This is a genomic window from Streptomyces sp. WG5 (assembly GCF_049974565.1).
GTDB lineage: Bacteria > Actinomycetota > Actinomycetes > Streptomycetales > Streptomycetaceae > Streptomyces.
Genome location: NZ_JBNGGC010000031.1, coordinates 60,205 through 83,220, shown reverse-complemented (window position 1 = coordinate 83,220; position 23,016 = coordinate 60,205). Strand labels below are relative to the sequence as shown.

Sequence of the window (23,016 nt, the reverse complement as noted above, 5' to 3'; positions counted from 1 at the left end):
TGCCGAATCCATGCGCCACGCTGAAGGAGCCCGCGGTGAGTGCTGACCCGACGCAGGTGCTCGCCTTCGAGACCGACTGCCACATCTTCGACGGCTGTGGCTTCCCGTCTCCCGGGCTGCACTCGTTCCTGTTCGAGCCCATGTGGGGCGACGGCGACAGCAACGTGTACTTCAACAAGACGATGCTGCTGGCGCTGCTCGGCTCGATCATCATCGTCGGCTTCTTCTGGGCGGCCTTCCGCCGGCCCCAGGTCGTCCCCGGCAAGCTCCAGATGGTCGCCGAAACCGGCTACGACTTCATCCGCCGCGGTGTCGTCTACGAGACGATGGGCAAGCGCGAGGGCGAGAAGTACGTCCCGTTCGTCGTCGCCCTGTTCTTCTTCATCTGGATGATGAACCTCTGGTCGATCATCCCGCTCGCCCAGTTCCCAGTGACGTCGATCATCGCGTACCCGATGGTGCTGGCCCTGCTCGTCTACATCGTCTGGGTCTCGCTGACCTTCAAGAAGCACGGCTTCGTCGGCGCCCTGAAGAACTTCACCGGCTACGACAAGTCGCTCGGTGGGGCCCTGCCGGTCGTCATGCTGATCGAGGCCTTCTCGAACCTGCTCGTGCGGCCCTTCACCCACGCCGTGCGACTGTTCGCGAACATGTTCGCGGGCCACATCCTGCTGGTGCTGTTCACCATCGCCAGCTGGTACCTGCTGAACGGGATCGGGATCGCCTACGCCGGCGTCTCGTTCGTGATGGTCATCGTGATGACCGGCTTCGAGCTCTTCATCCAGGCCCTGCAGGCGTACGTCTTCGTCCTGCTGACCGTTACCTACATCCAGGGCGCGCTCGCCGAGCACCACTGAGCGTCCCGCCCCGCCCCCAGTCGTCCGGTGGCCCACCCCCACCGGCCCGTGAAGAAAAGGAAGAACTGGCATGTCCCAGCTTGCTGCCGTCAGCGGTTCGATCGCTTCCATCGGTTACGGCATCGCCGCCTTCGGCCCCGGCATCGGCGTCGGCATCATCTTCGGTAAGGGCACCGAAGCCATCGCCCGTCAGCCCGAGGCCGCCGGCCTGATCCGCGCCAACCAGATCCTCGGCTTCGCCTTCTGTGAGGCGCTCGCCCTGATCGGCCTGGTCATGCCGTTCGTCTACGGCACGTGATCATCTGATCCGCGACCGGCTCACTAGACGAAAGGCACTCTGATATGAGCCCACTGCTTCATATCGCGGCCGAGGAGGCGCAGAACCCCCTCGTCCCGCCGATTCCCGAGCTCGTCATCGGCCTGCTCGCCTTCGTCATCGTCTTCGGCTTCCTCGCCAAGAAGCTCCTCCCGAACATCAACAAGGTTCTGGAGCAGCGTCGCGAGGCGATCGAGGGCGGGATCGAGAAGGCCGAGGCCGCTCAGACCGAGGCCCAGAGCGTGCTGGAGCAGTACAAGGCTCAGCTCGCCGAGGCCCGGCACGAGGCCGCGCGCCTGCGCCAGGAGGCGCAGGAGCAGGGCGCCGTGCTCATCGCCGAGATGCGCGCGGAAGGCCAGCGGCAGCGTGAGGAGATCATCGCCGCCGGACACACGCAGGTCGAGGCCGACCGCAAGGCCGCCTCGCAGGCGCTGCGCCAGGACGTGGGCAAGCTCGCCACCGACCTGGCCGGCAAGCTCGTCGGCGAGTCCCTCGAGGACCACGCCCGGCAGAGCCGTGTGATCGACCGCTTCCTCGACCAGCTCGAGGAGAAGGCCGAGGCCGGACGATGAACGGAGCGAGCCGCGAGGCCCTGGCAGCCGCACGCGAGCGGCTCGACGCGCTGACGGACTCCACGTCCGTGGACGCCGCGCAGCTCGCCGACGAGCTGGCCGCCGTCACCGCGCTGCTCGACCGCGAGGTCAGCCTGCGGCGGGTCCTCACCGACCCGGCGCAGGCCGCCGACGCCAAGGCCGAACTGGCCGGGCGCATCTTCGGCGGTCAGGTCGGCGGTCCGGCCGCCGACCTGGTGGCCGGTACGGTGCGCTCCCGCTGGTCGCAGTCGCGCGACCTGGTGGACGCGCTGGAGGAGCTGGCCGCCATGGCCGACTTCACCGCGGCCCAGAAGGCGGGCACGCTCGACGACGTCGAGGACGAGCTGTTCCGGTTCGGCCGGATCGTCTCCTCCGACACGGGACTGCGCTCCGCGCTGACCGACCGCGCGGCGAGCACCTCGGCCAAGAGCGAGCTGCTGCACAGCCTGCTCGGCGGCCGGGCCAAGGCCACGACCGAGCGTCTGGTGACGCGGCTTGTGACCGCGCCCCGGGGACGTAGCCTGGAGACGGGAATCGAATCCCTGTCCAAGCTCGCCGCCGAGCGTCGCGAGCGCACGGTCGCCGTCGTCACCTCGGCGGTCCCGCTGAGCGACACGCAGAAGCGGCGCCTCGGCGCTGCGCTGGCGCGGCTGTACGGCCGGGCGATGCACCTCAACCTCGACGTGGACCCCGAGGTCCTCGGCGGAATCCGGGTGCGGGTCGGCGACGAGATCATCAACGGCTCGCTCGCGGACCGGCTCGAAGACGCCGCCCGCCGCATGGCGAGCTAGCACCAACCGCATACGTAGGACTACGGCCCGGGTTGGGCCGTGCAGAGGATTCACCTCTTTCAGGGGGGAGTCCCCATCCCCCCAAAGTGAAACTTCGGGCCCAACAAGGAGAGCAGGGAACTCAGATGGCGGAGCTCACGATCCGGCCGGAGGAGATCCGGGACGCACTGGAGAACTTCGTCCAGTCGTACAAGCCGGACGCGGCCTCGCGCGAGGAGGTCGGTACGGTCAGCCTTGCCGGCGACGGCATCGCGAAGGTCGAGGGTCTTCCGTCGGCCATGGCCAACGAACTGCTGAAGTTCGAGGACGGCACCCTCGGTCTCGCCCTCAACCTCGAGGAGCGCGAGATCGGTTGCGTCGTCCTCGGCGAGTTCAGCGGTATCGAGGAGGGCCAGCCGGTCACCCGCACCGGCGAGGTCCTGTCGGTCGCCGTGGGCGAGGGCTACCTCGGCCGCGTGGTCGACCCCCTCGGCAACCCGATCGACGGCCTCGGCGAGATCGAGACGTCCGGTCGTCGTGCGCTGGAACTGCAGGCCCCCACGGTCATGCAGCGCAAGTCGGTGCACGAGCCGATGGAGACGGGCTACAAGGCCGTCGACGCCATGACCCCGATCGGCCGTGGTCAGCGTCAGCTGATCATCGGCGACCGCCAGACCGGCAAGACCGCCCTGGCCGTCGACACGATCATCAACCAGCGTGACAACTGGCGCACCGGCGACCCGAGCAAGCAGGTTCGCTGCATCTACGTCGCCATCGGTCAGAAGGGCTCGACCATCGCGTCGGTCCGCGGCGCGCTCGAGGAGAACGGCGCGCTGGAGTACACGACCATCGTGGCCGCCCCGGCGTCCGACCCGGCCGGCTTCAAGTACCTGGCGCCGTACACCGGCTCGGCCATCGGCCAGCAGTGGATGTACGAGGGCAAGCACGTCCTGATCATCTTCGACGACCTGTCGAAGCAGGCCGACGCCTACCGCGCCGTGTCGCTGCTGCTGCGCCGCCCGCCGGGCCGCGAGGCCTACCCGGGTGACGTCTTCTACCTGCACTCCCGTCTGCTGGAGCGCTGCGCGAAGCTCTCCGACGCCGAGGGCGCCGGTTCGATGACGGGTCTGCCGATCGTCGAGACCAAGGCCAACGACGTCTCGGCGTTCATCCCGACCAACGTCATCTCCATCACCGACGGCCAGTGCTTCCTGGAGTCGGACCTGTTCAACGCCGGTCAGCGCCCCGCGCTGAACGTGGGTATCTCCGTCTCCCGAGTCGGTGGCTCCGCCCAGCACAAGGCGATGAAGCAGGTCTCCGGCCGACTGCGCGTGGACCTCGCCCAGTTCCGTGAGCTGGAGGCGTTCGCCGCCTTCGGTTCCGACCTGGACGCCGCGTCGAAGTCGCAGCTGGAGCGCGGTCAGCGCATGGTCGAGCTGCTGAAGCAGGACCAGTACCAGCCGATGTCCACCGAGGACCAGGTCGTCTCCGTCTGGGCCGGCACCACCGGCAAGATGGACGAGGTGCCGGTCACCGACATCCGCCGCTTCGAGAAGGAGCTCCTCGAGTACCTGCACCGCCAGGAGCAGGGCCTCATGACCTCCATCCGCGAGGGCGGCAAGATGTCCGACGACACCCTGCAGGCCATCGCCGAGGCGATCGCGGCGTTCAAGAAGCAGTTCGAGACGAGCGACGGCAAGCTGCTCGGCGAGGACGCCCCGTCCGCCGCCAAGTGACGTAAGGAAGGGACCTGACTCATGGGAGCCCAGCTCCGGGTCTACAAGCGTCGCATCCGATCCGTCACCGCGACCAAGAAGATCACCAAGGCGATGGAGATGATCGCCGCCTCGCGCGTCGTCAAGGCGCAGCGCAAGGTGGCGGCCTCCACGCCGTACGCGCAGGAACTGACCCGCGCGGTCACGGCGGTCGGGACCGGTTCGGACACCAAGCACCCGCTGACCACGGAGGCGGACGAGCCGACCCGTGCGGCGGTCCTCCTCCTCACGAGCGACCGTGGCCTGGCCGGCGCCTTCAACTCCAACGCCATCAAGGCGGCGGAGCAGCTGACCGAGCGCCTCGAGCGCGAGGGCCGGCAGGTCGACACGTACATCGTCGGCCGACGCGGTCTCGCCCACTACAACTTCCGTGAGCGCAAGGTCACGGAGTCGTTCTCGGGCTTCACCGACGAGCCCACCTACGCGGACGCCAAGCAGGTCGCGGCACCGCTGATCGAGGCCATCGAGAAGGAGACGGCGGAGGGCGGCGTGGACGAGATCCACATCGTCTACACCGAGTTCGTCTCGATGATGACGCAGACGGCGGTCGACTCCCGGCTGCTGCCGCTCCGCCTCGAAGAGGTGGCTCAGGCGCAGACACCTGCGGCTGACGCCGCGGGGGCGACGAAGGACGAGGTCCTTCCGCTGTACGACTTCGAGCCGTCGGCGGAGGACGTCCTCGACGCCCTGCTGCCGCGCTACGTCGAGAGCCGCATCTACAACGCTCTGCTGCAGTCGGCCGCTTCCAAGCACGCCGCCACGCGGCGCGCGATGAAGTCGGCCACCGACAACGCGGGCGAGCTGATCAACACGCTCTCCCGTCTTGCCAACGCGGCCCGCCAGGCCGAAATCACCCAGGAAATCAGCGAGATCGTCGGTGGCGCGAGCGCACTGGCCGACGCGACCGCGGGGAGTGACAACTAATGACCACCACTGTTGAGCCGACCGCTGCGTCGGGCGTGGCCACCGGCCGCGTCGCGCGGGTCATCGGCCCGGTCGTCGACGTGGAGTTCCCCGTCGACGCGATGCCGGAGATCTACAACGCCCTCCACGTCGAGGTCGCCGACCCGGCGCAGGCGGGCGAGATCAAGACGCTGACCCTGGAGGTCGCCCAGCACCTGGGTGACGGCCTGGTCCGCACCATCTCCATGCAGCCCACCGACGGCCTGGTCCGCCAGGCCCCGGTGACCGACACGGGTTCGGCGATCTCCGTCCCCGTCGGCGACTTCACCAAGGGCAAGGTGTTCAACACCCTCGGTGAGGTGCTGAACGTCGACGAGACCTACACCGGTGAGCGCTGGCCGATCCACCGCAAGGCGCCGAACTTCGACGAGCTCGAGTCGAAGACCGAGATGTTCGAGACCGGCGTCAAGGTCATCGACCTGCTGACCCCGTACGTCAAGGGCGGCAAGATCGGTCTGTTCGGCGGCGCCGGTGTCGGCAAGACGGTGCTCATCCAGGAGATGATCTACCGCGTCGCCAACAACCACGACGGTGTCTCCGTGTTCGCCGGCGTCGGTGAGCGCACCCGTGAGGGCAACGACCTCATCGACGAGATGAGCGAGTCCGGCGTCATCGACAAGACCGCGCTGGTCTTCGGCCAGATGGACGAGCCGCCGGGCACCCGTCTGCGCGTCGCGCTGGCCGGCCTGACCATGGCCGAGTACTTCCGCGACGTCCAGAAGCAGGACGTGCTGTTCTTCATCGACAACATCTTCCGCTTCACCCAGGCGGGTTCCGAGGTGTCGACCCTGCTCGGCCGCATGCCCTCCGCGGTGGGCTACCAGCCGAACCTGGCCGACGAGATGGGTCTCCTCCAGGAGCGCATCACCTCGACCCGCGGTCACTCGATCACCTCGATGCAGGCGATCTACGTCCCCGCGGACGACCTGACCGACCCGGCCCCGGCCACCACCTTCGCCCACCTCGACGCGACGACGGTGCTCTCCCGTCCGATCTCCGAGAAGGGCATCTACCCGGCCGTGGACCCGCTGGACTCGACGTCCCGCATCCTCGACCCGCGGTACATCGCGGCGGACCACTACCAGGCCGCGATGCGCGTGAAGAACATCCTGCAGAAGTACAAGGACCTGCAGGACATCATCGCGATCCTCGGTATCGACGAGCTCGGCGAGGAGGACAAGCTCGTCGTCCACCGTGCCCGTCGCGTGGAGCGCTTCCTGTCCCAGAACACCCACGTCGCCAAGCAGTTCACCGGCGTGGACGGTTCGGACGTGCCGCTGGACGAGTCGATCGCCGCGTTCAACTCGATCTGCGACGGTGAGTACGACCACTTCCCGGAGCAGGCGTTCTTCATGTGCGGTGGTATCGAGGACCTGAAGAAGAACGCGAAGGAGCTCGGCGTCTCCTGAGCCGCGTGCTCAAGGTGAGCCCCAGGGCTCACACCGGAGGGGGCGGGCGCGTCCCGTCCCCTCCGTCACGCCCCTTAGACTTGTAACCAACACCCGGCTCTCCCGCCGGGTGGTGACCCGAGGAGCCACCCTTGGCTGCTGAGCTGCATGTCGAGCTGGTCGCCGCCGACCGTCAGGTCTGGTCCGGCGAGGCCACCCTGGTCGTCGCGCGTACCACGTCCGGCGACATCGGCGTCATGCCCGGTCACCAGCCGCTGCTCGGTGTGCTGGAGTCGGGCCCGGTGACCATCCGTACGAGTGACGGTGGGACGGTCGTCGCCGCTGTGCACGGCGGTTTCATCTCGTTCGCCGACAACAAGCTGTCGCTGCTGGCCGAGGTCGCCGAGCTGGCGGACGAGATCGACGTCCAGCGGGCGCAGCGGAAGCTCGAGCACGCGAAGGCGGAGGGCGACGCCCACTCCGAGCGTCGCGCGGACGTCCGACTGCGCGCGGCGGCGGGGCGCTGACCTACGGCGCTGTGCTATGACGTCACTCAGCCGCGGCTGGGACCGGAGCGATCCGGACCCGGCCGCGGCTGAGGCAGATCCGGGTGTTTTTTCCGTTCCGTTACCTAGGAGACGAGGAGGTCGGTGTCGATGGTCCTCGCTCTGACTGTGTGCGGAATTGTCGTCGCCCTGGTGGTGATCGGACTCTTCGTCTTCGGTCTGCGCCGCCGGCTGATCCAGCGATCGGGCGGCACCTTCGACTGCTCCCTGCGCTGGGACGCGCCCGAGGAGGGCGACGCCGGCGGCAAGGGCTGGTCCTACGGCGTGGCGCGTTACAACGGCGACCGGGTCGAGTGGTACCGGGTCTTCTCGTACTCTCCCCGTCCGCGCCGGGTCCTGGAGCGCTCCGCGATCGAGGTGGCCGGCCGTCGCGTCCCCGAGGGCGAGGAGGAGCTGGCGCTGCTCTCCGACGCCGTCGTCCTGGCCTGCCTGCACCGGGGCACGCGCCTGGAACTGGCCATGAGCGACGACGCGCTGACCGGTTTCCTCGCGTGGCTCGAGGCGGCACCGCCCGGACAGAGGGTGAACGTCGCGTAGAGCGACCTTCAGGGCCCCGCTGGGTGGGGGTGCCCCCGGCAGTGGAGCTACTGGGGGGAGGGTGAACGTGGCGTAGCCGCGTTCGCCCTCCCCCCAGGCAGCCCCGGGGGAGGGCGAACGCGGCTCGGAACCTGCCGGGACTACTTCAGACCGCTGTCGATGGCGCTCACCAGCTCGCCGTTCGCGGTGTCACCGCTGAACTCCCAGAAGAAGGCACCGCCCAGGCCCTGCTGCTCGGCCCAGTTCATCTTCGAGGTGATGGTCGCGGGGGTGTCGTAGGACCACCAGTTGGTGCCGCAGTGCGCGTACGCCGTGCCGGCGACGGTGCCGGTGGCCGGGCAGCTGTTCTTGAGGACCTTGTAGTCCTCGATGCCCGCCTCGTACGTGCCCGCCGCCGGGCCGGTCGCCGTGCCGCCGGGCGCGGACTGGGTGACGCCGGTCCAGCCGCGGCCGTAGAAGCCGATGCCGAGGAGCAGCTTGTCGGCCGGCACACCCTTCGCCTTGAACTTGGCGATCGCGTCGGCGGAGTTGAAGCCCTGCTGCGGGATGCCGTCGTACGAGGTCAGCGGCGAGTGCGGAGCGGTCGGACCGTTCTTCGCCCAGGCGCCGAAGAAGTCGTACGTCATCACGTTGTACCAGTCGATGTACGGCGCGGCGGCGCCGTAGTCGGCCGCGTCGATCTTGCCGCCGTCGGTGGCGTCGGCGGTGGTGGCCGCGGTGACCAGGTCGTCGCCGAACTCGGCGCGCATGGCCTTCATCATGGTGCTGAAGGCGTTCGGGGCGCTGGTCTCGTCACAGGTGAGACCGCAGGCGTTCGGGTACTCCCAGTCCAGGTCGATGCCGTCGAAGACGTCGGCCCAGCGCGGGTCCTCGACCAGGTCGTGGCAGGACTTCGCGAAGGCGGCCGGGTTCTTCACGGCGTCGGGGAAGCCGCCGGACCAGGTCCAGCCGCCGAAGGACCAGATGACCTTGATGTGCGGGTACTCGGCCTTCAGCTTGCGCAGCTGGTTGAAGCTGCCGCGCAGGGGCTGGTCCCAGGTGTCGGCGACGCCGTCGACGGACTGGTCGGCGGTGTAGGCCTTCTCGTAGTCGGCGTAGGCGTCACCGATGGTGCACTTGCCGTTCTGGACGTTGCCGAAGGCGTAGTTGATGTGCGTGATCTTCTCGGCGGAGCCCGAGGTGACCAGGTTCTTCACGTGGTAGTTGCGCCCGTAGACGCCCCAGTTGGTGAAGTACCCCAGCTTGACCTCTTCGCCGCCGCCCGGGTTGCCGCCGTCGTCGCCGCCGGTGGTGGTGACCTTCACCGAGCCGCTGGCCGGGCCGGTCTGGTCGGCGGTGTCGCGGGCCTGGACGGCGTACGAGTAGTCGGTGCCCTTGGTGAGGCCGGTGTCCGTGTAGGTGGTGCCGGTCACGGTGGCGACCTTGGTGCCGTCGCGCAGGACGTCGTAGTTCTTGACGCCCTTGTCGTCGGTCGCCGCCGTCCAGGACAGCTTCACCGAGGTGTCGGTGACGCCCGAGGCGGTGGGCGTGCCGGGTGCGGAGGGGGCCTCGTCGCCGGGGACGGAGGTGCCGTCGCAGCTGCCCCCGTTGAGCTTGCAGTTGGACGGGGAGCCGGGGCCGCTGCCGTTGAAGCCGAAGGTGACCGTCGCCCCGGGGGCGAGGGTTCCGTTCCAGCCGACGTTCTTGGCGGTCCAGTGGTCACCGGAGTTGGTGACCGTGGCGTCCCAGGCGGAGGTGACCTTGGTGCCGGAGGGGAAGTCCCACTCGACGTTCCAGGAGTTGATCGTCGTGGTGCCGGTGTTCTTCACGGTCCACTTGCCGCCGAAGCCGGTGCCCCAGTCCGAGGTCTTGGCGAAGGTGGCCGTCGCACTCGTGGCCGCCTGGGCCGGACTCGCCAGTCCGACGAGGCCGGCCAGGGGGAGCGCCAGGGTCGCGGCGAGTGCCGCGGCTCTGTGTCTGAAGCGCATGGTGCGCCTCCTTATGGGGAGTTGTTGTTGTGGGCATGACTGAGCCTCACACCCGCAGTGCCGCGAGAATAGAAAGGTCTGGACCATAGGTCAATAGGTCTGGACCACTGTTCCGGTGCGGTCTTCCCCGGACTGGCCCCCGGCTGTGACTGGTCTGGGGACACGCTCAACTGGTGCGCGGGGGGTGGGGGGTTGGGAACCGTTCAGTGACGTGACCTCGGCGGACGGGCGGGGCGGCCCGCTCCCCGGGTGGCTGTGTGAGCCATGGGCGCGGGGGGCCCGGCGGTCCCGCCGTGGTCGTGCCGAGGCCCGGAAACGGCGGAGCGGCCCCCGGGCGTAAATGCCCGGGAGCCGCTCGGCCTGCGATCAGCGAGTGCGGAGTCCACCGCGGCCCCTGTCGGTGCCGCGGTCGGGGGAAGCCGTCGGTGAGGACGGCTCGCCCGGTGGTCGACTCAGCGGTACTCGTGGTGCCGGTCCTCCGAGTCCTCGTCGGAGACGAGGAAGTTGGCCGTGGCGCTGTTGTCGTCCTCGTCGACGATGGTGACCTCGGTCTCCGTCTCCTCCTTGGTGTTCTCGGAGCAGTCGATGTTGTTGTTGGCCGACGACAGGATCGGGATGTCGATGACCTCGAGCGGCAGGCAGCTGAGGATCTGCGAGTTGTTCTCGAACTTCGAGGTGTCGTCGTCCGCGGCAACAGCAGTGCCGGCGGCGCCGCCGGCCATGACCAGCGCGGTGACGGTGCAGGCGAGCGCCTTCTTGAGAGCCATGCGGGTTTTCCTCCTGAATGGGGTCTGTCGAACTCGAGGCAGGCGAGATTCCTGAGGGCATCGCCCGCGCTCTGCGGTGACCGCGCCTTGCGGCTGCCAATCCGTCCTCCGGCAGCGCGTTTCCGACGCGACTACTCAATGAACGAAGCCGCGGTCGGGCGGGTGTTGCTCCGACGGAGTGAAGCCTTATTCGGGTGCCAGGTACGTGGTCGTCGTTTCCTCATGATGATCGGAACAATCGATGGTCGTTCCCGAAGTCGACGCGATCGGAAGGTCGAGAACTTCGATGTTCACGCAGGAGAGGATCTGGGTCTTGTTCACGTAGTACTTCACGGGCTCTTCTCCCGCTTGAGCGGTTCCGGCCTGCAGTGCCGCCAAGGGCACCGCGCACAAGGAGAGAAAGGCCAGACGAGTGCTCAACATTCCTTGGGTCCTGTCTGAGTCGGGGACGGGGGGCTGGGCGCCTGCGCATGACAAGAGTTCTCACCGGCCGCAGTTACCTGCGGCCGAACAATACTGAGCGTGCAGGCGGAGGCAAAGAAACGCGAAACCTGGTAGCCCGTTGGCGCCGGAGGTGAGGATCGCGTCCGAAGCCCGGGATTCGCAATTCACTCCGTTGGAGCAGAACTCGCGGGGTATGGATTCGTTGCATTAGTAGCCGCACGGAAAGCCCAGTCAAGTCCGGCTGAGCTTGTCCAAGCCCGGTGCAACTGCCGATTGCCTGATGCCCACCAGTGGGCAGACGGCTTCGGTGATCACACACCCCACTCAGGAGGAAACCCGCATGGCTCTCAAGAAGGCGCTCGCCTGCACCGTCACCGCGCTGGTCATGGCCGGCGCCGCCGCCGGCACGGCCGCTGCCGCCGACGACGACGTCTCGAAGTTCGAGAACGACTCGCAGGTCCTCAGCTGCGACGTCGTCGAGGTGATCGACATCCCGATCCTGTCGTCGGCCAACAACAACATCGACTGCTCCGAGAACAACAAGGAGGAGGACGAGCGGGAGCTCACCATCGTGGACGAGGAGGACAACAGCGCCACGGCGAACTTCCTCCTCCAGAGGGACTAGTACCCCTGACCGGTGGCCGGGCGAGCCGTCATTGACAGCTTTCCCGGCCCGGCACAGAGGCGACTGGTTGGCTTGCCTTTCCCAGCGGCCCCCGTTTCACTTCGGGGGCCACTTTCTTGTGCCCTGAGCACCGGGCGGGTGCTCGCTGCGGGCGCGTGGCGGGGGCGGCCGCTCAGGACCCGGCACCGGGCGCGACGGGGACGGCGCCCTAGACGCCCAACTCCTGCGCCAGCACCGCGGCCTGCACCCGGCTGCGCAGTTCCAGCTTCCCCAGCAGCCGGCTGACGTGCGTCTTGACCGTGGCCTCGGCCATGCCCAGCCGGTCGGCGATCGCCGCGTTGGAGAGCCCCTCGCCGAGACAGGCCAGGACCTCACGCTCGCGCCGGGTCAGGTCCTTCAGCACCGCCGGATCGACGGTCGGCTCCCGGACCGGCTTCGCGGCGAACTCGGCGATCAGACGCCGGGTGACGGCCGGGGCGACGATCCCCTCGCCGCCCGCCACCGTACGCACCGCCGCCAGGAGGTCCTGCGCCTCCGTGTTCTTCAACAGGAACCCGGCGGCCCCGGCCCGCAGCGCCCCGAACACGTACTCGTCCAGGTCGAACGTGGTCAGCACCAGGACGTCGGCGAGCTGCTCGGCGACCACCAGCCGGGTCGCCGACACCCCGTCCATGCGTGGCATCTGAACGTCCATCAGCACCAGGTCGGGCCTCAGCTCCCGGGCCAGCGCCACGGCCTGCTCGCCGTCCGCCGCCTCTCCGACCACATCGATGTCCGGTGCGCTGCCCAGGATCAGCACCAGTCCCGCGCGGACGGCGGACTGGTCCTCGGCGACGAGGACGCGGATCATGGCAGGTCTCCTTCGGTCAGGGGGAGGACGGCGCGTACCAACCAGATCTTGCCGCCCGGCGGGTCGGGGTCCGCCACCGGCCCGGCCTCGAAGGTGCCGCGCAGCAGCGCGGCCCGCTCCCGCATGCCGACCAGCCCGGCACCGGATCCGGGCGCACGCGGGGCTTCCCCGTCGCCGTACGGACTGGTCACCCGGACGCTCAGGACGTCGTCGCGCCGGGTGAGCTCGACCCGTACCGTCCCCTGCGCGGCGTGCTTGAGCGCGTTGGTGAGCGACTCCTGCACGATCCGGTACGCGGCCAGTTCGACCGGCGCGGGCAGGCCCTCGCCGGGTGCCGCCTCCAGGGTGACGTCGAGTCCGTTGGCGCGGGCGCCGTCGACCAGCGCGTCGAGGCCGTCAAGGGTGGGCGCGGTGGCCGTCCGCTCGTCCCCGGCGTCGTCCCGCAGGATGCCGATCAGCCGGCGCATCTCGGCCAGCCCCTCGACACTGTTCTCGCGGATCACGCCGAGCGCCTGTCGGGTGGTGGCCGGATCGTCCAGGGAGAGCGCGGCCGTGGAGTGGATGGCGATCGCGGAGAGATGGTTGGCGACCATGTCGTGCAACTCGCGGGCCATCCGCGACCGCTCGGCCGTCACGGCCTGGACGCGGTCCATCTCGGCCAGCAGCGCGGTCTGCTCGGCCCGCAGCAGGGCGGCGTCGGCGGCCTCGCGGTGGTTGCGTACGATCAGCCCCGTCGAGGCGGGCGCGAACGCCACGAAGGCGACGGCGACCCCGATGAGCAGCACCTCGGGCACCCGCCACACCGCGAACGGCACCAGCGTCGCGGCCACGGTGAGCAGTCCGGTGATCCACGGGACGCGCCGGGCCATGGCGGGCGGGCCGTACAGGACGGCGGCGTACATCACGTCGGTGTACATGATCAGCGTGACCAGGCTGCCCTGCGTGAGCGTGTCCGCGATCAGCGCGGCGGTGCCGATCAGCAGCCCGGGGCGCGGCGCGGCACGGCGCAGCAGCTCGCAGCCGGCCATGACGGCGAGCGGGACCAGCAGCGGCCAGCGGCCGTCGAACAGCACGATCGGCTCACCGGCGGGCCGTACGCCCAGACCGATGCCCCACAGCAGCAGCCCGCCGAGCAGACCGGCCGACGCGGCGTACACGTCGAAGCGGTGCGGGCGGGGGAGTCGTACGGCCATGCCACCATCCAACACGGCCCGTGTCCCGCTCGCTTGATCCCGGAGTAGGGTCCCGTGCTGCATCTTTCGATGTACCGGAGGTTCGTCACCGGCGACGACGACCCGGCCCGATCCGGACGGCAGCCTGGAAGGGCGATCGAAAGGAGCGAACCGTGATCGTCACACTGATCATCGTCTGCGAGATCGGCTTCTGGGTGCTTCTGGCGGCCGGGCTGTCCGTCCGATACCTGCTGAAAAGGGAACGCGCGGGTATGGCGCTGCTGCTGTGCGAGCCGCTGCTGGAGGTCGTGCTCCTGGTCGTCACGGCGCTGGACCTGAAGAACGGTGCCGACCCGAGCTGGAAGCACGGTCTGGCGGCCGTGTACATCGGCTACACCGTGGGGCACGGCCACCGCACCGTGAAGTGGCTCGACGGCCACGCCGCCCACCGGCTGGGCGGCGCGCCGAAACCGGCCGGCCCGCCGCGCTACGGCATGGCCCGCGCCCTGCACGAGGGCAAGGTGTGGCTCGGCACGCTGATCGCCGCCGCCGTGGCGACCGCGCTGCTCCAGGCCGCCATGTGGTACGTCGACGACCCGAGCCGCACCGGCTCCCTGGAGAGCTGGCAGTACACGGCCTGGCGCGCGGCCGGCATCCACGGCCTGGTCGCCCTGACGTACGCGATCTGGCCGAAGAAGGCTCCGGCCGGTCCGACGGCCGCACCCGGGTGGGAGAAGGAAGGCGCGGGCCGGTGAGGCACCTGTGGGAGGGCGGGGCCACCTTCCTGGCCGGCCTCGCCCTGTCGCTGTTCGCCGGGGACGTGGACGTCCCCGGCGTCGACCTGTCCAAGATCGGCATCGTGATGAGGTGCGTCGGCGGCGCGCAGACCGCCTGGGGCCTGTACCGGTCGGCGCGCCGGCCGCTCTAGCGCTCCCCGCCCGGTACCCACAGCACGTCCCCGACCTCCTTGTTGGCCACGCGGGCCAGGATGAAGAGCAGGTCGGAGAGGCGGTTGAGGTAGGTCGCGGTGAGCGGGTTCATCGTCTCGCCGTGGGCCTCCAGCGCCGCCCACGTGGACCGCTCGGCCCGGCGGACCACCGTGCACGCCTGGTGCAGCAGGGCCGCGCCGGGTGTGCCGCCGGGCAGGATGAAGGAGCGGAGCTTCTCCACCTCGGCCAGGAAGCGGTCGCAGTCCGCCTCCAGCCTGTCGACGTAGAACTGCTCGACCCGCAGCGGCGGGAACTCCGGGTTCTCCACCACCGGCGTGGACAGGTCCGCGCCCACGTCGAACAGGTCGTTCTGGACGCGGACGAGGACCTTGACGACCTCCTCGCGCAGGCCGCCGAGAGCGAGCGCCGTGCCGATCACCGCGTTCGCCTCGTTGGCGTCGGCGTACGCGGAGATCCTCAGGTCGGTCTTGGGGACCCGGCTCATGTCACCGAGGGCGGTGGTGCCCTGGTCGCCGGTCCGGGTGTAGATGCGCGTCAGGTTGACCATGGGGCCAGCGTAGTGAGGTCCCGGTGGTCCGGAGGGCGCGTGTGCCTCCCGTCACGGCCAGTGCGGAGCCCCGTGGCGACATCCGGGATGGTGGCGGCGCCGCCGGTGGGGGCGAGCAGTGCGGCGCGCTCTCCGACGGGCAGGGGCGGCGGCCGGCGGCCAGGGCGGCGAGCGCCGTGCCGCCGCCGGAGGACCTCTTCCTCGACCGCTCCAGGGGCGTGGTCGACCGGCTCCCCCGCTGGGGGCGCGGGCGGCGCGACGGGGAGCCGGCGGCGCGGGCCGTCCCTGCGCGGGCCGTCCCTGCGCGGGCCGCGCGCGGAGGCCGGGACGGTCTCGCGGATGTGGGCGGCCGGCCAGGAGGCGCTCCTCGACCGGGGGCGGACCTCGCGTGAGGAGACCGGCAGCGCGGACGGCGACACGACGCCCGCCCTGACGGCCGCTCAGGCAGGCCGGCTCCAGGCGACGGTCGTCGCGACCGGTCCGGGAGCGCCTGCCCGCGGGCGGGAAGCCGTCGGAGGCATCCCGCGACGTGCTCGTACTGCTGGACGGGACGGCGGAGTTGTTGAGCGAGAAGGTCCTCAACTACGCCGTACGGGGCGCGGACTGACGCCCGGACGCCACCCCTCGGTGTGATGTCCGTCATGTGAGACGTGACGCGCGTTACTAACCGGTCACACAGCCCTTCGGTCCCGATAATCTCCGGCCGAGAAGACATGAGCCTGTGCGGCGGATCAGGTCGCTGGAAAGTGGCGGACCCCGCGTATGCGGCACGATGTGCCCGGCAGGCCCTCAAGGACAGCCTGTATCAGGGGAGTCGCACAGTGGAACGGAAGCTCGCCGTCATCGGAGCCGGTCTCATGGGGTCCGGAATCGCCCAGGTCTCCGCCCAGGCGGGCTGGGACGTCGTCCTGCGCGACGTCACCGACGAGGCGCTGCGGCGCGGCACCGACGGCATCAGGGCCTCGTACGACAAGTTCGTGGCCAAGGGGAAGCTCACCGCCGACGACGCCGAGGCCGCCCTCGCGCGCATCACCCCGACCACCGACCTGGAGGCCGCCGCCGACGCGGACGTCGTCGTCGAGGCGGTCTTCGAGAAGCTGGACGTCAAGCACGAGATCTTCCGCGCGCTCGACAAGCTGGTGAAGGACGAGGCGATCCTCGCCTCCAACACCTCCGCCATCCCGATCACCAAGATCGCGGCCGTGACGGAGCGCCCCGAACGGGTCGTCGGCGCCCACTTCTTCTCACCGGTCCCGATGATGCAGCTGTGCGAGCTGGTGCGCGGCTACAAGACCAGCGACGAAACGCTCGCCACCGCGAGGGAGTTCGCCGAGTCCACCGGCAAGACCTGCATCGTCGTCAACCGCGACGTGGCCGGCTTCGTGACCACCCGCCTCATCTCCGCCCTCGTCGTCGAGGCCGCGAAGCTGTACGAGTCGGGCGTCGCCACCGCCGAGGACATCGACCTCGCCTGTAAGTTGGGCTTCGGCCACGCCATGGGACCGCTGGCCACCGCCGACCTGACGGGCGTCGACATCCTGCTGCACGCCACCGGCAACATCTACACCGAGTCCCAGGACGAGAAGTTCGCCCCGCCGGAGCTGATGCGCCGGATGGTGGATGCCGGTGACATCGGCCGCAAGAGCGGGCAGGGCTTCTACAAGCACTGAGGTCGCATCAGCCCCGGAAACGTCACACGCCGGGGTGAATTCGGTATCGGTTCGCTTACAGGCGGCAACCTCCGATCGTTTCGGCCAGTCAGAGGTTGCAACACCTGATGCCGTCGAGAAACCAGACGAAGAACCGTCACGAAGAATCGAAGAGACGACAAAGACGCACGCCGGGGAGCGCATATGCACATCAGGGGCGACCACGTCGAGCTGGTCGTCGGGGGCCGCCTCGACGTCCGTAGCGCGGCGGACGCCCGTACGGTCCTGCACTCGGCCGTCGACGACGGAGTCGGCGACCTGGTGCTGGACCTGACCGAACTGGACTCCTGGGACGCCACCGGACTCGGCGTGATCATGGGGGCCCACCGGCGGGCCGGGCGCTGCGGCCGGCGGCTGGTGCTGCGCGGTGTGCCACCGCAGATGCAGCGCCTGCTGGTGGCCACCCGGCTGCACCGGATCCTGGCCATCGAGGGCGGCATCGGCGTGGAGACCCTGCCCCGGGTGTGACGCCGCGGGCCGGTGTGGCGCGGTGGACCGGGGAGACCGGACACCACTCGGCGAACCGGTCGGCAAACGCCCGACGCACGCAATCCTCACGAGACTGTGACGTCTTGGACGGGTCGGCACCCCGGACTGTCGGAGATACTGAGAGAAGGTTTAGGGTCTGGCTGCCCGCTGTCTTGAGAACCCACTGGCGGGCCCGGACCAGAAGCGACAGCGCGGTGTGCGGCAAGGCCGGGAGGGGTGGCCCCGACCGGGGCCCGCACACGACGCTTTTGGGGGGCTTGAACCTATGGACCCGAACAACCGGGGACCCGAGGAGCACGGCCAAGACGGCGACCACCGGACGCCGCGCCCGCGCCCGCCCAGGGACCCGCTCACATCCGACTTCGGACAGCACACGCCCGCGCTCGCCCGCACGGTGCAGCTGGTGTCCGGCGACTTCCTGCTCACCGTCAACCCCGTCGACGGCAGCGAGATCGAGGTCTGCCCGCCCGCGGAGCGGCCCGCCCGGCCCGAGAAGCTCACCCCGGCCGAACGCGCCGAGGCCGAGCGCGCCGCGAGGCCGCCCGTCCCACCGGGACCGGTCCGGACCGTGCTGGGCCTGCTGGCCCGCGACGACGAACGCGAGCGACTGGTGCGGCTGCTCGCCCGCGGCCGTTCCGTCCGCCTCACCGGCCCCGCCGGCTCCGGCCGCACCAGCCTCCTCGACGTCGTCGCCGAGGACTGCTCGGGCCTCGCACCCGACGGCGTCGTCCGGCTCAGCGGCTTCCACCGCACGGCCGACGACCTGCTCCACGACCTCTTCTACGCCGTCCACCGCGCGCCGCTGCACCGCCCGGGGCGCGACGATCTGCTCGGTCGGCTCCGGGAGGTCGGCGCGGTCGTCGTCCTGGACGACATCGAGTTCGGCGGCACCGCCCTCGACGAGCTGCTGGACGCCACCCCCGAGTGCGCGTGGCTCATCGGCGCCACCCCTCAGGTGCCCGCCCCGTCCGCCGACTCGGCCGTCGAGGAGGTCTTCCTCACCGGCCTGGACCGCTCGGACGGCGTGGAACTGCTGGAGCGCGCCGCCGGCCGCACCCTCACCGAGGAGGAGGCCAACTGGGCCGGCGACCTCTGGTTCGAGTCCGAGGGCCTGCCGCTGCGCTTCGTCCAGGCCGGCGCCCTGCTGCGCCGACGCGACCGGCAGCGGGCCGGCGCCGACGCCGTCGACGAGTTCGGCGTCTTCGCCGACGCCCGCCCCGCCGACGACACGCCCTACGAGGCCGCCGAGGCCGACGAGGTGCCCCTGCCGTCCCTCGGGGAGGCCGCCGCGCCCGCGCCGCTCCTCGCCTCCCGGCTCAGCGCCTCCGCGCGCACCACCCTGGAGCTCGCCGTCGCGCTCGGCGGCGAGGTGCCGCACCAGGCGCACCTGCCCGCCCTGGTCGGCGACACCCACGCGGACGCCGCCCTCGGTGAGCTGACCGACTGCGGGCTGGTCTCGCCGGTCGGCTCCCGCTACCGGCTCGCCGCCGGGGTGCTCACCCAGCTGGAGAGCGCCGGATACGCCGACGGCGTACGGGAGAACGCGCTGGCCGCCGCCCAGCACTACGCCTGGTGGGCCGGGCACCCCTCGGTCACCCCGGAGCGGGTCTGCGCCGAGGCCGACGCCGTCCTGGCCGCCCTCGCCGTGCTGGTGCCGGCGACGACCCCGCCCGCGGACGGCACGGAGAGCCCCGCCGTCCTGCTGGCCCGCACCGCGGCACCGGCGTTCGCCGCCGGGCTGCACTGGAGCGCCTGGGAACGGGCGCTGCGTTCCGGTACCGAGGCCTCCAGGCTCGCCGGCGACGTCGCCGAACAGGCCTACTTCCACCACGAACTCGGCGTCCTCGCGCTGTGCGAGGGACAGCTCGACCGGGCCCGTGCCGAGCTGGAGGCCTCCATCGGGCTGCGCGGCGCGCTCTCCGACAAGCGCGGGGCCGTCGCGGGCCGCCGTGCCCTCGCGCTGGTCGCCGACCGGAGCGGGGACACGCCCGGCCTCGGCACCGGCGCGGGCGCGTTCGGTGGAGCGGGGGCCGCTGCCGGACTCGGCGTCGTCGGCCTCGGCCCGACCGCGGGGGAGGAGGTGCCCGACGCACGGAACGAGGAGTCGGCGTCGCCGCCCGGGGGCGTACCCGCGCCCTTCCCGCCGCTCCAGGCGCCTGTGCAGTCACCGACCCTGGTCACCAGCCGGGACCCGTCCACCGGGCCGTCCCGCAAGGCGGGCGTGAACATCAAGGGCTTCGCGCGGCGCAATCTGGTGGCCGCCGGAGCGGGCGCCCTGCTCGTCGCCGTGCTCGGCACGGTGGTGACGCTCGGCGCCACGTCGGAGAACGACGCCGGTGATCCGTCCGATCAGGTCGGCGTCAACCCGTCGGCCAGCCAGGGCGTCGACGACGGCAGTCTGGGCGCGGACCGGCCGAGTGACGAAGGCGAGGGCTCGGGCGACTCCCGCGGGGCCACCGGCCGGCCGACCGATCCCGGCCCGGACGGCACCCTCGGCACGTCGGACGACCCGACGCCGACGGATTCGGCACGGCCGTCGGACGACGCGAGCACGTCGGGTGAGCCCGACGACCCGGGCTCGGGGGACCCGGGCGACTCGGGGGAGCCGGACGACCCGACCTCGTCGTCCAAGCCGCCCACGTCCCACGAGCCGCCGCCGGACCCGACCTCGCCGAAGCCCACCGACACCGAGCCGGACCCCGACCCCACCACGTCGACGGAGGAGCCCACCACCCCCGGGGGCACCCCCACCGACACGGAGCCGCCCGCGCCGTCGACCCCGGAGACGTCCAACAGCGCCAGCGGCCCCGGTACGCCGCCCGGCACCGCCAGCTCCCCGGCCGGCACCGTGACCGCCTCGCAGAGCAGCACCGCGACGAGCGGCACGGGCCCCGGCACGCCGAGCGGATCGGGACCGGCGGCGAACCAGATCATCTGACCGGTCGCCGGGGCGGCGGGTGACCGCACGAGAGGGCCGGGTCCGTCGCACGGACCCGGCCCTCTCGCAGGCGATGTGACGTGACGCGGAAGCTCAGAACAACCGCAGCTTGTCGTCCTCGATGCCCCGCATGGCGTTGTAGTCCAGTACCTGGCAGCCGATGCCGCGGTCCGTGGCGAGCACGCGGGCCTGCGGCTTGATCTCCTGCGCGGCGAAGACGCCGCGCACCGGGGCCAGATGCGGGTCGCGGTTCAGCAGCTCCAGATAGCGGGTGAGCTGCTCCACGCCGTCGATCTCGCCGCGCCGCTTGATCTCCACGGCGACGGTCCGGCCCTCGGCGTCCCGGCACAGGATGTCGACGGGGCCGATGGCGGTCATGTACTCGCGGCGGATGAGGGTGTAGCCCTCGCCGAGCGTCTCGATACGGTCGGCGAGCAGCTCCTGGAGGTGCGCTTCCACGCCGTCCTTGATCAGACCGGGATCGACGCCCAGCTCGTGCGAGGAGTCGTGGAGGATTTCCTCCATCGTGATGATGAGCTTCTCGCCCGCCTTGTTGACGACGGTCCAGACGCCTTCCTCCTCGCCCGTGCCCTCCTTCAGGGTGCAGGGCGGCGACATCCAGTTGAGGGGCTTGTAGGCCCGGTCGTCGGCGTGGACCGAGACGCTGCCGTCCGCCTTGACCAGGATCAGCCGGGGAGCCGAGGGCAGGTGGGCGGTGAGCCGTCCGGCGTAGTCGACGGAGCAGCGGGCAATGACGAGACGCATGGTCGGCAACGCTACTCGACGCGCCCGGTCCGACGCGATTCGCCCATGCCGCGGCGACCCCGCACGCTGTCCCACTTCTCCCCTTGGCCCCATCTTGCACACTGGCCGATTGTGCGCCTACCCGATGGTGCCCATATAGCCATTCTCCTGGTGCGGTCACGATCGGTTGCTTACGGTATTGAACGGGAGGTCGCGAGGTGTGTACACAGTGTGTCCAATATCGCGCCCTCCCTCAACTGTCCGGCAACCCCTGCCAGTCGGGGGTGCGAGAGGAGAACTCATGTCGCTCGACGTCTCACCGGCCCTACTCGAACAGGCCGAGCGAGGCGAGGTCGACGAAGCAGCCTTCGTCGACTGCGTCCGGACTTCCCTGCCCTACGCATGGGAGATGGTCAGCTCCCTGGTGGCACAGCTGAAGGTCGACGGCGGTGCGTTCGCCGACAACCAGACGCCCCCGCCGGACGAGCAGGCACGCGGTCAGCTGCTGCGTGCGCTGGCCAGTGACGCCATACGCGGTGCACTGCAGCGGCACTTCGGAGTGCGGCTGGCCTTCCAGAACTGCCACCGGGTGGCGGTGTTCCCGTTGGACTCCTCCGTCGACGAGAAGCTGACCCGGTTCACCTCGGTACGCAGCCAGGTACTGAACCAGTCGCCCGAGTTCCGCGACTGCTGACGCGTCGCTCGTCCGCTTGCCGTTCCGTACGCGGGAGGTGCAGTTCGTACCGGAGCGGCAAGCTCGGCAGGGGCCGGCCTCTCGCGGGCGGGCGTCCGGGTGACGTCACCGGCTCGCTCAGCGGAGCTGGGGGAGTACCTCGGCCCCGAGCCGCCGGACGTTCTCCTCGGTCGCCGCGAGATCTCCGGATCCCTCGACGAGCAGGGCGAAACGGCTGATGCCGGTCCGTTCGCCGGTCGCCGCGAGCCGGTCGGCGCACAGCCGGGGCGGGCCCACCGGGTGCAGTCCGCAGAGCAGTTCGGTGTACGCGTACGGGTCGCGCATCCGCCGGGTGCGGCCGTCCACCGTGACGTGGGCGCCCAGCCCCTCCCGCAGCCAGCCCGGCATCGCCTTGAGCAGGGTCTCCGCCGCGTCCGTGCGGCGGTCCGCGATCTGGCAGACGCCGGCCGACACGTGGGCCGCGCGGTGGATCTCCGCCGCCGGCCGTCCGGCCGCGCGGGCGTGCTCGCGCCACAGAGCCACCATCTCGGTCTTCTCCTCGTCCCCGACGTGCATGCCGAGCAGCATCGGCAGCCCCCGCTCGGCCGCCGTGCGCACGCTCGCCGGGGACGTGCAGGCGACGACGACCTCGGGGCCGGGGCCCTCCGTCAGGGACTCCGACGGGCGCGGGACGACGGGTACCTCGCGGAACCGGAAGCGTTCGCCCGAGGCGCCGACGGACGGTTCGCGCAGCCAGCGGACCAGCAGATCGAGTGACTCCGGAAAGTCCTCCTCGTACGCCTCCAGACCGGCGCCGAACACCTCCAGGTCCACCCACGGGCCGCCCCGGCCCACGCCCAGCGAGAACCGGCCGCCGCTCGTGACGTGCAGCAGCGCGGCCTGCTCGCCGAGTGTCACGGGGTGGGCGGTGGGCAGGACGCTGACCGCGGTGCCGACCCGGATGCGACGGGTGCGGCCCAGCAGCAGTGCGGCCAGCGTGACGGCCGACGGGCACGTGCCGTAGGGCACGAAGTGGTGTTCGGCCAGCCAGACCGTGTCGAGCCCCGCCTCCTCGGCGACCTCGGCCGAGCGGACCGCGCGGTGCAGCGCCTCCCCCTGGCCCTGGCCCGGGAACTGGGCGCCCAACACGAAACTTCCTACGCGCATCGCTCTTCCTGCTTCCTCGGCTCCGACACGGAGCTCCCCCGCAGGGCATAACCGTCTGACACGTGCCGAGGACACGGCCGGGCGAAGGGATTGGCGGATTGTCTACAGAATCGGCCGTTGTGGAGAGGCCGCCAGGGCCTCCGCGCGGCCCGGCACGGGCGGAGTCGGGACGGTCGCGGGCGTACGCGGGCCCCTGCCCGTGCCGCGTA

General features: G+C 70.5%; 24 protein-coding genes. 16 read left to right on the top strand and 8 right to left on the bottom strand.

What is annotated here, in order from left to right; all coding sequences use genetic code 11:
* Nucleotides 1–35 precede the first annotated feature (35 nt).
* The 9 genes from atpB to ACP4IX_RS27795 all read left to right on the top strand — a co-directional run bounded on the left by atpB (nucleotide 36) and on the right by ACP4IX_RS27795 (nucleotide 7,765).
* Nucleotides 36–857, top strand: a complete 822-nt coding sequence (gene atpB, locus ACP4IX_RS27835; protein ID WP_426523571.1) for a F0F1 ATP synthase subunit A — start codon at nucleotides 36–38, stop codon at nucleotides 855–857.
* 70 nt (nucleotides 858–927) lie between these two features.
* Nucleotides 928–1,155 carry an ATP synthase F0 subunit C gene (gene atpE, locus ACP4IX_RS27830; protein ID WP_426523570.1) on the top strand — a complete coding sequence of 76 codons (228 nt, stop codon included), beginning with the start codon at nucleotides 928–930 and terminating at the stop codon, nucleotides 1,153–1,155.
* Between the two features lie 44 nt (nucleotides 1,156–1,199).
* A complete protein-coding gene (locus ACP4IX_RS27825) occupies nucleotides 1,200–1,745 on the top strand; it encodes a F0F1 ATP synthase subunit B (protein ID WP_043379868.1) in 546 nt (181 codons plus the stop codon).
* Entirely contained in the window at nucleotides 1,742–2,557 is an 816-nt protein-coding gene (locus tag ACP4IX_RS27820; RefSeq protein WP_426523569.1) for a F0F1 ATP synthase subunit delta, read from the top strand. Before ACP4IX_RS27825 ends, ACP4IX_RS27820 begins: the two co-directional genes overlap by 4 nt.
* A gap of 125 nt (nucleotides 2,558–2,682) precedes the next feature.
* On the top strand, nucleotides 2,683–4,272 hold the full coding sequence (atpA, locus tag ACP4IX_RS27815) for a F0F1 ATP synthase subunit alpha (RefSeq protein ID WP_426523568.1): 1,590 nt from the start codon (nucleotides 2,683–2,685) through the stop codon (nucleotides 4,270–4,272).
* Between the two features lie 21 nt (nucleotides 4,273–4,293).
* A complete protein-coding gene (locus tag ACP4IX_RS27810; protein WP_426523567.1) occupies nucleotides 4,294–5,235 on the top strand; it encodes a F0F1 ATP synthase subunit gamma in 942 nt (313 codons plus the stop codon).
* The gene (gene atpD / locus ACP4IX_RS27805; protein WP_426523566.1) at nucleotides 5,235–6,683 is read left to right on the top strand and encodes a F0F1 ATP synthase subunit beta; all 1,449 of its coding nucleotides are present in this window, start codon (nucleotides 5,235–5,237) and stop codon (nucleotides 6,681–6,683) included. The genes ACP4IX_RS27810 and atpD overlap by 1 nt, the downstream gene beginning before the upstream one ends.
* Before the next feature lie 131 nt (nucleotides 6,684–6,814).
* Nucleotides 6,815–7,189, top strand: coding sequence for a F0F1 ATP synthase subunit epsilon (locus tag ACP4IX_RS27800; RefSeq protein ID WP_426523565.1), 375 nt, complete (start codon nucleotides 6,815–6,817; stop codon nucleotides 7,187–7,189).
* 129 nt (nucleotides 7,190–7,318) lie between these two features.
* Nucleotides 7,319–7,765, top strand: coding sequence for a DUF2550 domain-containing protein (locus ACP4IX_RS27795; protein ID WP_426523564.1), 447 nt, complete (start codon nucleotides 7,319–7,321; stop codon nucleotides 7,763–7,765).
* Nucleotides 7,766–7,905: 140 nt separating this feature from the next.
* Here ACP4IX_RS27795 and ACP4IX_RS27790 read toward each other — a convergent pair whose 3' ends face one another.
* From ACP4IX_RS27790 to ACP4IX_RS27780, 3 genes are all read right to left on the bottom strand, one after another.
* Nucleotides 7,906–9,732 carry a glycosyl hydrolase family 18 protein gene (locus ACP4IX_RS27790; protein WP_426523563.1) on the bottom strand — a complete coding sequence of 609 codons (1,827 nt, stop codon included), beginning with the start codon at nucleotides 9,730–9,732 and terminating at the stop codon, nucleotides 7,906–7,908.
* Nucleotides 9,733–10,184: 452 nt separating this feature from the next.
* Nucleotides 10,185–10,499, bottom strand: coding sequence for a hypothetical protein (locus ACP4IX_RS27785; protein ID WP_426523562.1), 315 nt, complete (start codon nucleotides 10,497–10,499; stop codon nucleotides 10,185–10,187).
* Between the two features lie 186 nt (nucleotides 10,500–10,685).
* Nucleotides 10,686–10,922: a hypothetical protein gene (locus ACP4IX_RS27780; protein ID WP_426557200.1), complete on the bottom strand. Its 237-nt coding sequence runs from the start codon at nucleotides 10,920–10,922 to the stop codon at nucleotides 10,686–10,688.
* 361 nt (nucleotides 10,923–11,283) lie between these two features.
* Between ACP4IX_RS27780 and ACP4IX_RS27775 the strand changes: the two genes are divergently transcribed.
* A complete protein-coding gene (locus ACP4IX_RS27775) occupies nucleotides 11,284–11,568 on the top strand; it encodes a hypothetical protein (RefSeq protein WP_426523560.1) in 285 nt (94 codons plus the stop codon).
* Between the two features lie 208 nt (nucleotides 11,569–11,776).
* Here ACP4IX_RS27775 and ACP4IX_RS27770 read toward each other — a convergent pair whose 3' ends face one another.
* Nucleotides 11,777–12,418, bottom strand: a complete 642-nt coding sequence (locus tag ACP4IX_RS27770; RefSeq protein WP_426557198.1) for a response regulator — start codon at nucleotides 12,416–12,418, stop codon at nucleotides 11,777–11,779.
* Complete coding sequence (locus tag ACP4IX_RS27765) at nucleotides 12,415–13,611, bottom strand: sensor histidine kinase (protein WP_426557196.1); 1,197 nt, start codon at nucleotides 13,609–13,611, stop codon at nucleotides 12,415–12,417. Before ACP4IX_RS27765 ends, ACP4IX_RS27770 begins: the two co-directional genes overlap by 4 nt.
* Nucleotides 13,612–13,763: 152 nt before the next feature.
* On the opposite strand from ACP4IX_RS27765, the gene ACP4IX_RS27760 reads away from it, so the two are divergent.
* A complete protein-coding gene (locus tag ACP4IX_RS27760; protein ID WP_426523557.1) occupies nucleotides 13,764–14,345 on the top strand; it encodes a hypothetical protein in 582 nt (193 codons plus the stop codon).
* On the top strand, nucleotides 14,342–14,518 hold the full coding sequence (locus tag ACP4IX_RS27755) for a DUF5708 family protein (protein WP_426557194.1): 177 nt from the start codon (nucleotides 14,342–14,344) through the stop codon (nucleotides 14,516–14,518). The genes ACP4IX_RS27760 and ACP4IX_RS27755 overlap by 4 nt, the downstream gene beginning before the upstream one ends.
* On the opposite strand, the gene ACP4IX_RS27750 is transcribed toward ACP4IX_RS27755, so the two are convergent.
* Nucleotides 14,515–15,087: a cob(I)yrinic acid a,c-diamide adenosyltransferase gene (locus tag ACP4IX_RS27750; RefSeq protein ID WP_426523555.1), complete on the bottom strand. Its 573-nt coding sequence runs from the start codon at nucleotides 15,085–15,087 to the stop codon at nucleotides 14,515–14,517. The two genes, ACP4IX_RS27755 and ACP4IX_RS27750, sit on opposite strands and share 4 nt — an antisense overlap.
* 821 nt (nucleotides 15,088–15,908) lie before the next feature.
* On the opposite strand from ACP4IX_RS27750, the gene ACP4IX_RS27745 reads away from it, so the two are divergent.
* From ACP4IX_RS27745 to ACP4IX_RS27735, 3 genes are all read left to right on the top strand, one after another.
* Nucleotides 15,909–16,757, top strand: coding sequence for a 3-hydroxyacyl-CoA dehydrogenase family protein (locus tag ACP4IX_RS27745; RefSeq protein ID WP_426523554.1), 849 nt, complete (start codon nucleotides 15,909–15,911; stop codon nucleotides 16,755–16,757).
* 183 nt (nucleotides 16,758–16,940) lie between these two features.
* The gene (locus tag ACP4IX_RS27740; protein ID WP_279561763.1) at nucleotides 16,941–17,264 is read left to right on the top strand and encodes an STAS domain-containing protein; all 324 of its coding nucleotides are present in this window, start codon (nucleotides 16,941–16,943) and stop codon (nucleotides 17,262–17,264) included.
* A gap of 286 nt (nucleotides 17,265–17,550) precedes the next feature.
* Entirely contained in the window at nucleotides 17,551–20,223 is a 2,673-nt protein-coding gene (locus ACP4IX_RS27735) for an ATP-binding protein (RefSeq protein WP_426557192.1), read from the top strand.
* Nucleotides 20,224–20,316: 93 nt separating this feature from the next.
* On the opposite strand, the gene nucS is transcribed toward ACP4IX_RS27735, so the two are convergent.
* On the bottom strand, nucleotides 20,317–20,988 hold the full coding sequence (gene nucS, locus ACP4IX_RS27730; RefSeq protein WP_426557191.1) for an endonuclease NucS: 672 nt from the start codon (nucleotides 20,986–20,988) through the stop codon (nucleotides 20,317–20,319).
* A 280-nt stretch (nucleotides 20,989–21,268) separates the two neighbouring features.
* Here nucS and ACP4IX_RS27725 point away from each other — a divergent pair, with 280 nt between their 5' ends.
* On the top strand, nucleotides 21,269–21,661 hold the full coding sequence (locus ACP4IX_RS27725) for an SCO5389 family protein (RefSeq protein WP_055421911.1): 393 nt from the start codon (nucleotides 21,269–21,271) through the stop codon (nucleotides 21,659–21,661).
* 117 nt (nucleotides 21,662–21,778) lie between these two features.
* Here ACP4IX_RS27725 and ACP4IX_RS27720 read toward each other — a convergent pair whose 3' ends face one another.
* A complete protein-coding gene (locus ACP4IX_RS27720; protein WP_426523551.1) occupies nucleotides 21,779–22,807 on the bottom strand; it encodes an LLM class flavin-dependent oxidoreductase in 1,029 nt (342 codons plus the stop codon).
* Nucleotides 22,808–23,016 lie beyond the last annotated feature (209 nt).

Excerpts from the sequence above, each read along its gene's own strand:
- atpE (WP_426523570.1), top strand. The coding sequence starts at position 928 with ATGTCCCAGCTTGCTGCCGTCAGCGGTTCGATCGCTTCCATCGGTTAC.
- ACP4IX_RS27825 (WP_043379868.1), top strand. The coding sequence starts at position 1,200 with ATGAGCCCACTGCTTCATATCGCGGCCGAGGAGGCGCAGAACCCCCTC.
- ACP4IX_RS27820 (WP_426523569.1), top strand. The coding sequence starts at position 1,742 with ATGAACGGAGCGAGCCGCGAGGCCCTGGCAGCCGCACGCGAGCGGCTC.
- atpA (WP_426523568.1), top strand. The coding sequence starts at position 2,683 with ATGGCGGAGCTCACGATCCGGCCGGAGGAGATCCGGGACGCACTGGAG.
- ACP4IX_RS27810 (WP_426523567.1), top strand. The coding sequence starts at position 4,294 with ATGGGAGCCCAGCTCCGGGTCTACAAGCGTCGCATCCGATCCGTCACC.
- atpD (WP_426523566.1), top strand. The coding sequence starts at position 5,235 with ATGACCACCACTGTTGAGCCGACCGCTGCGTCGGGCGTGGCCACCGGC.
- ACP4IX_RS27795 (WP_426523564.1), top strand. The coding sequence starts at position 7,319 with ATGGTCCTCGCTCTGACTGTGTGCGGAATTGTCGTCGCCCTGGTGGTG.
- ACP4IX_RS27790 (WP_426523563.1), bottom strand. The coding sequence starts at position 9,732 with ATGCGCTTCAGACACAGAGCCGCGGCACTCGCCGCGACCCTGGCGCTC.
- ACP4IX_RS27785 (WP_426523562.1), bottom strand. The coding sequence starts at position 10,499 with ATGGCTCTCAAGAAGGCGCTCGCCTGCACCGTCACCGCGCTGGTCATG.
- ACP4IX_RS27780 (WP_426557200.1), bottom strand. The coding sequence starts at position 10,922 with ATGTTGAGCACTCGTCTGGCCTTTCTCTCCTTGTGCGCGGTGCCCTTG.
- ACP4IX_RS27775 (WP_426523560.1), top strand. The coding sequence starts at position 11,284 with ATGGCTCTCAAGAAGGCGCTCGCCTGCACCGTCACCGCGCTGGTCATG.
- ACP4IX_RS27770 (WP_426557198.1), bottom strand. The coding sequence starts at position 12,418 with ATGATCCGCGTCCTCGTCGCCGAGGACCAGTCCGCCGTCCGCGCGGGA.
- ACP4IX_RS27765 (WP_426557196.1), bottom strand. The coding sequence starts at position 13,611 with ATGGCCGTACGACTCCCCCGCCCGCACCGCTTCGACGTGTACGCCGCG.
- ACP4IX_RS27750 (WP_426523555.1), bottom strand. The coding sequence starts at position 15,087 with ATGGTCAACCTGACGCGCATCTACACCCGGACCGGCGACCAGGGCACC.
- ACP4IX_RS27740 (WP_279561763.1), top strand. The coding sequence starts at position 16,941 with ATGCACATCAGGGGCGACCACGTCGAGCTGGTCGTCGGGGGCCGCCTC.
- ACP4IX_RS27735 (WP_426557192.1), top strand. The coding sequence starts at position 17,551 with ATGGACCCGAACAACCGGGGACCCGAGGAGCACGGCCAAGACGGCGAC.
- nucS (WP_426557191.1), bottom strand. The coding sequence starts at position 20,988 with ATGCGTCTCGTCATTGCCCGCTGCTCCGTCGACTACGCCGGACGGCTC.
- ACP4IX_RS27725 (WP_055421911.1), top strand. The coding sequence starts at position 21,269 with ATGTCGCTCGACGTCTCACCGGCCCTACTCGAACAGGCCGAGCGAGGC.
- ACP4IX_RS27720 (WP_426523551.1), bottom strand. The coding sequence starts at position 22,807 with ATGCGCGTAGGAAGTTTCGTGTTGGGCGCCCAGTTCCCGGGCCAGGGC.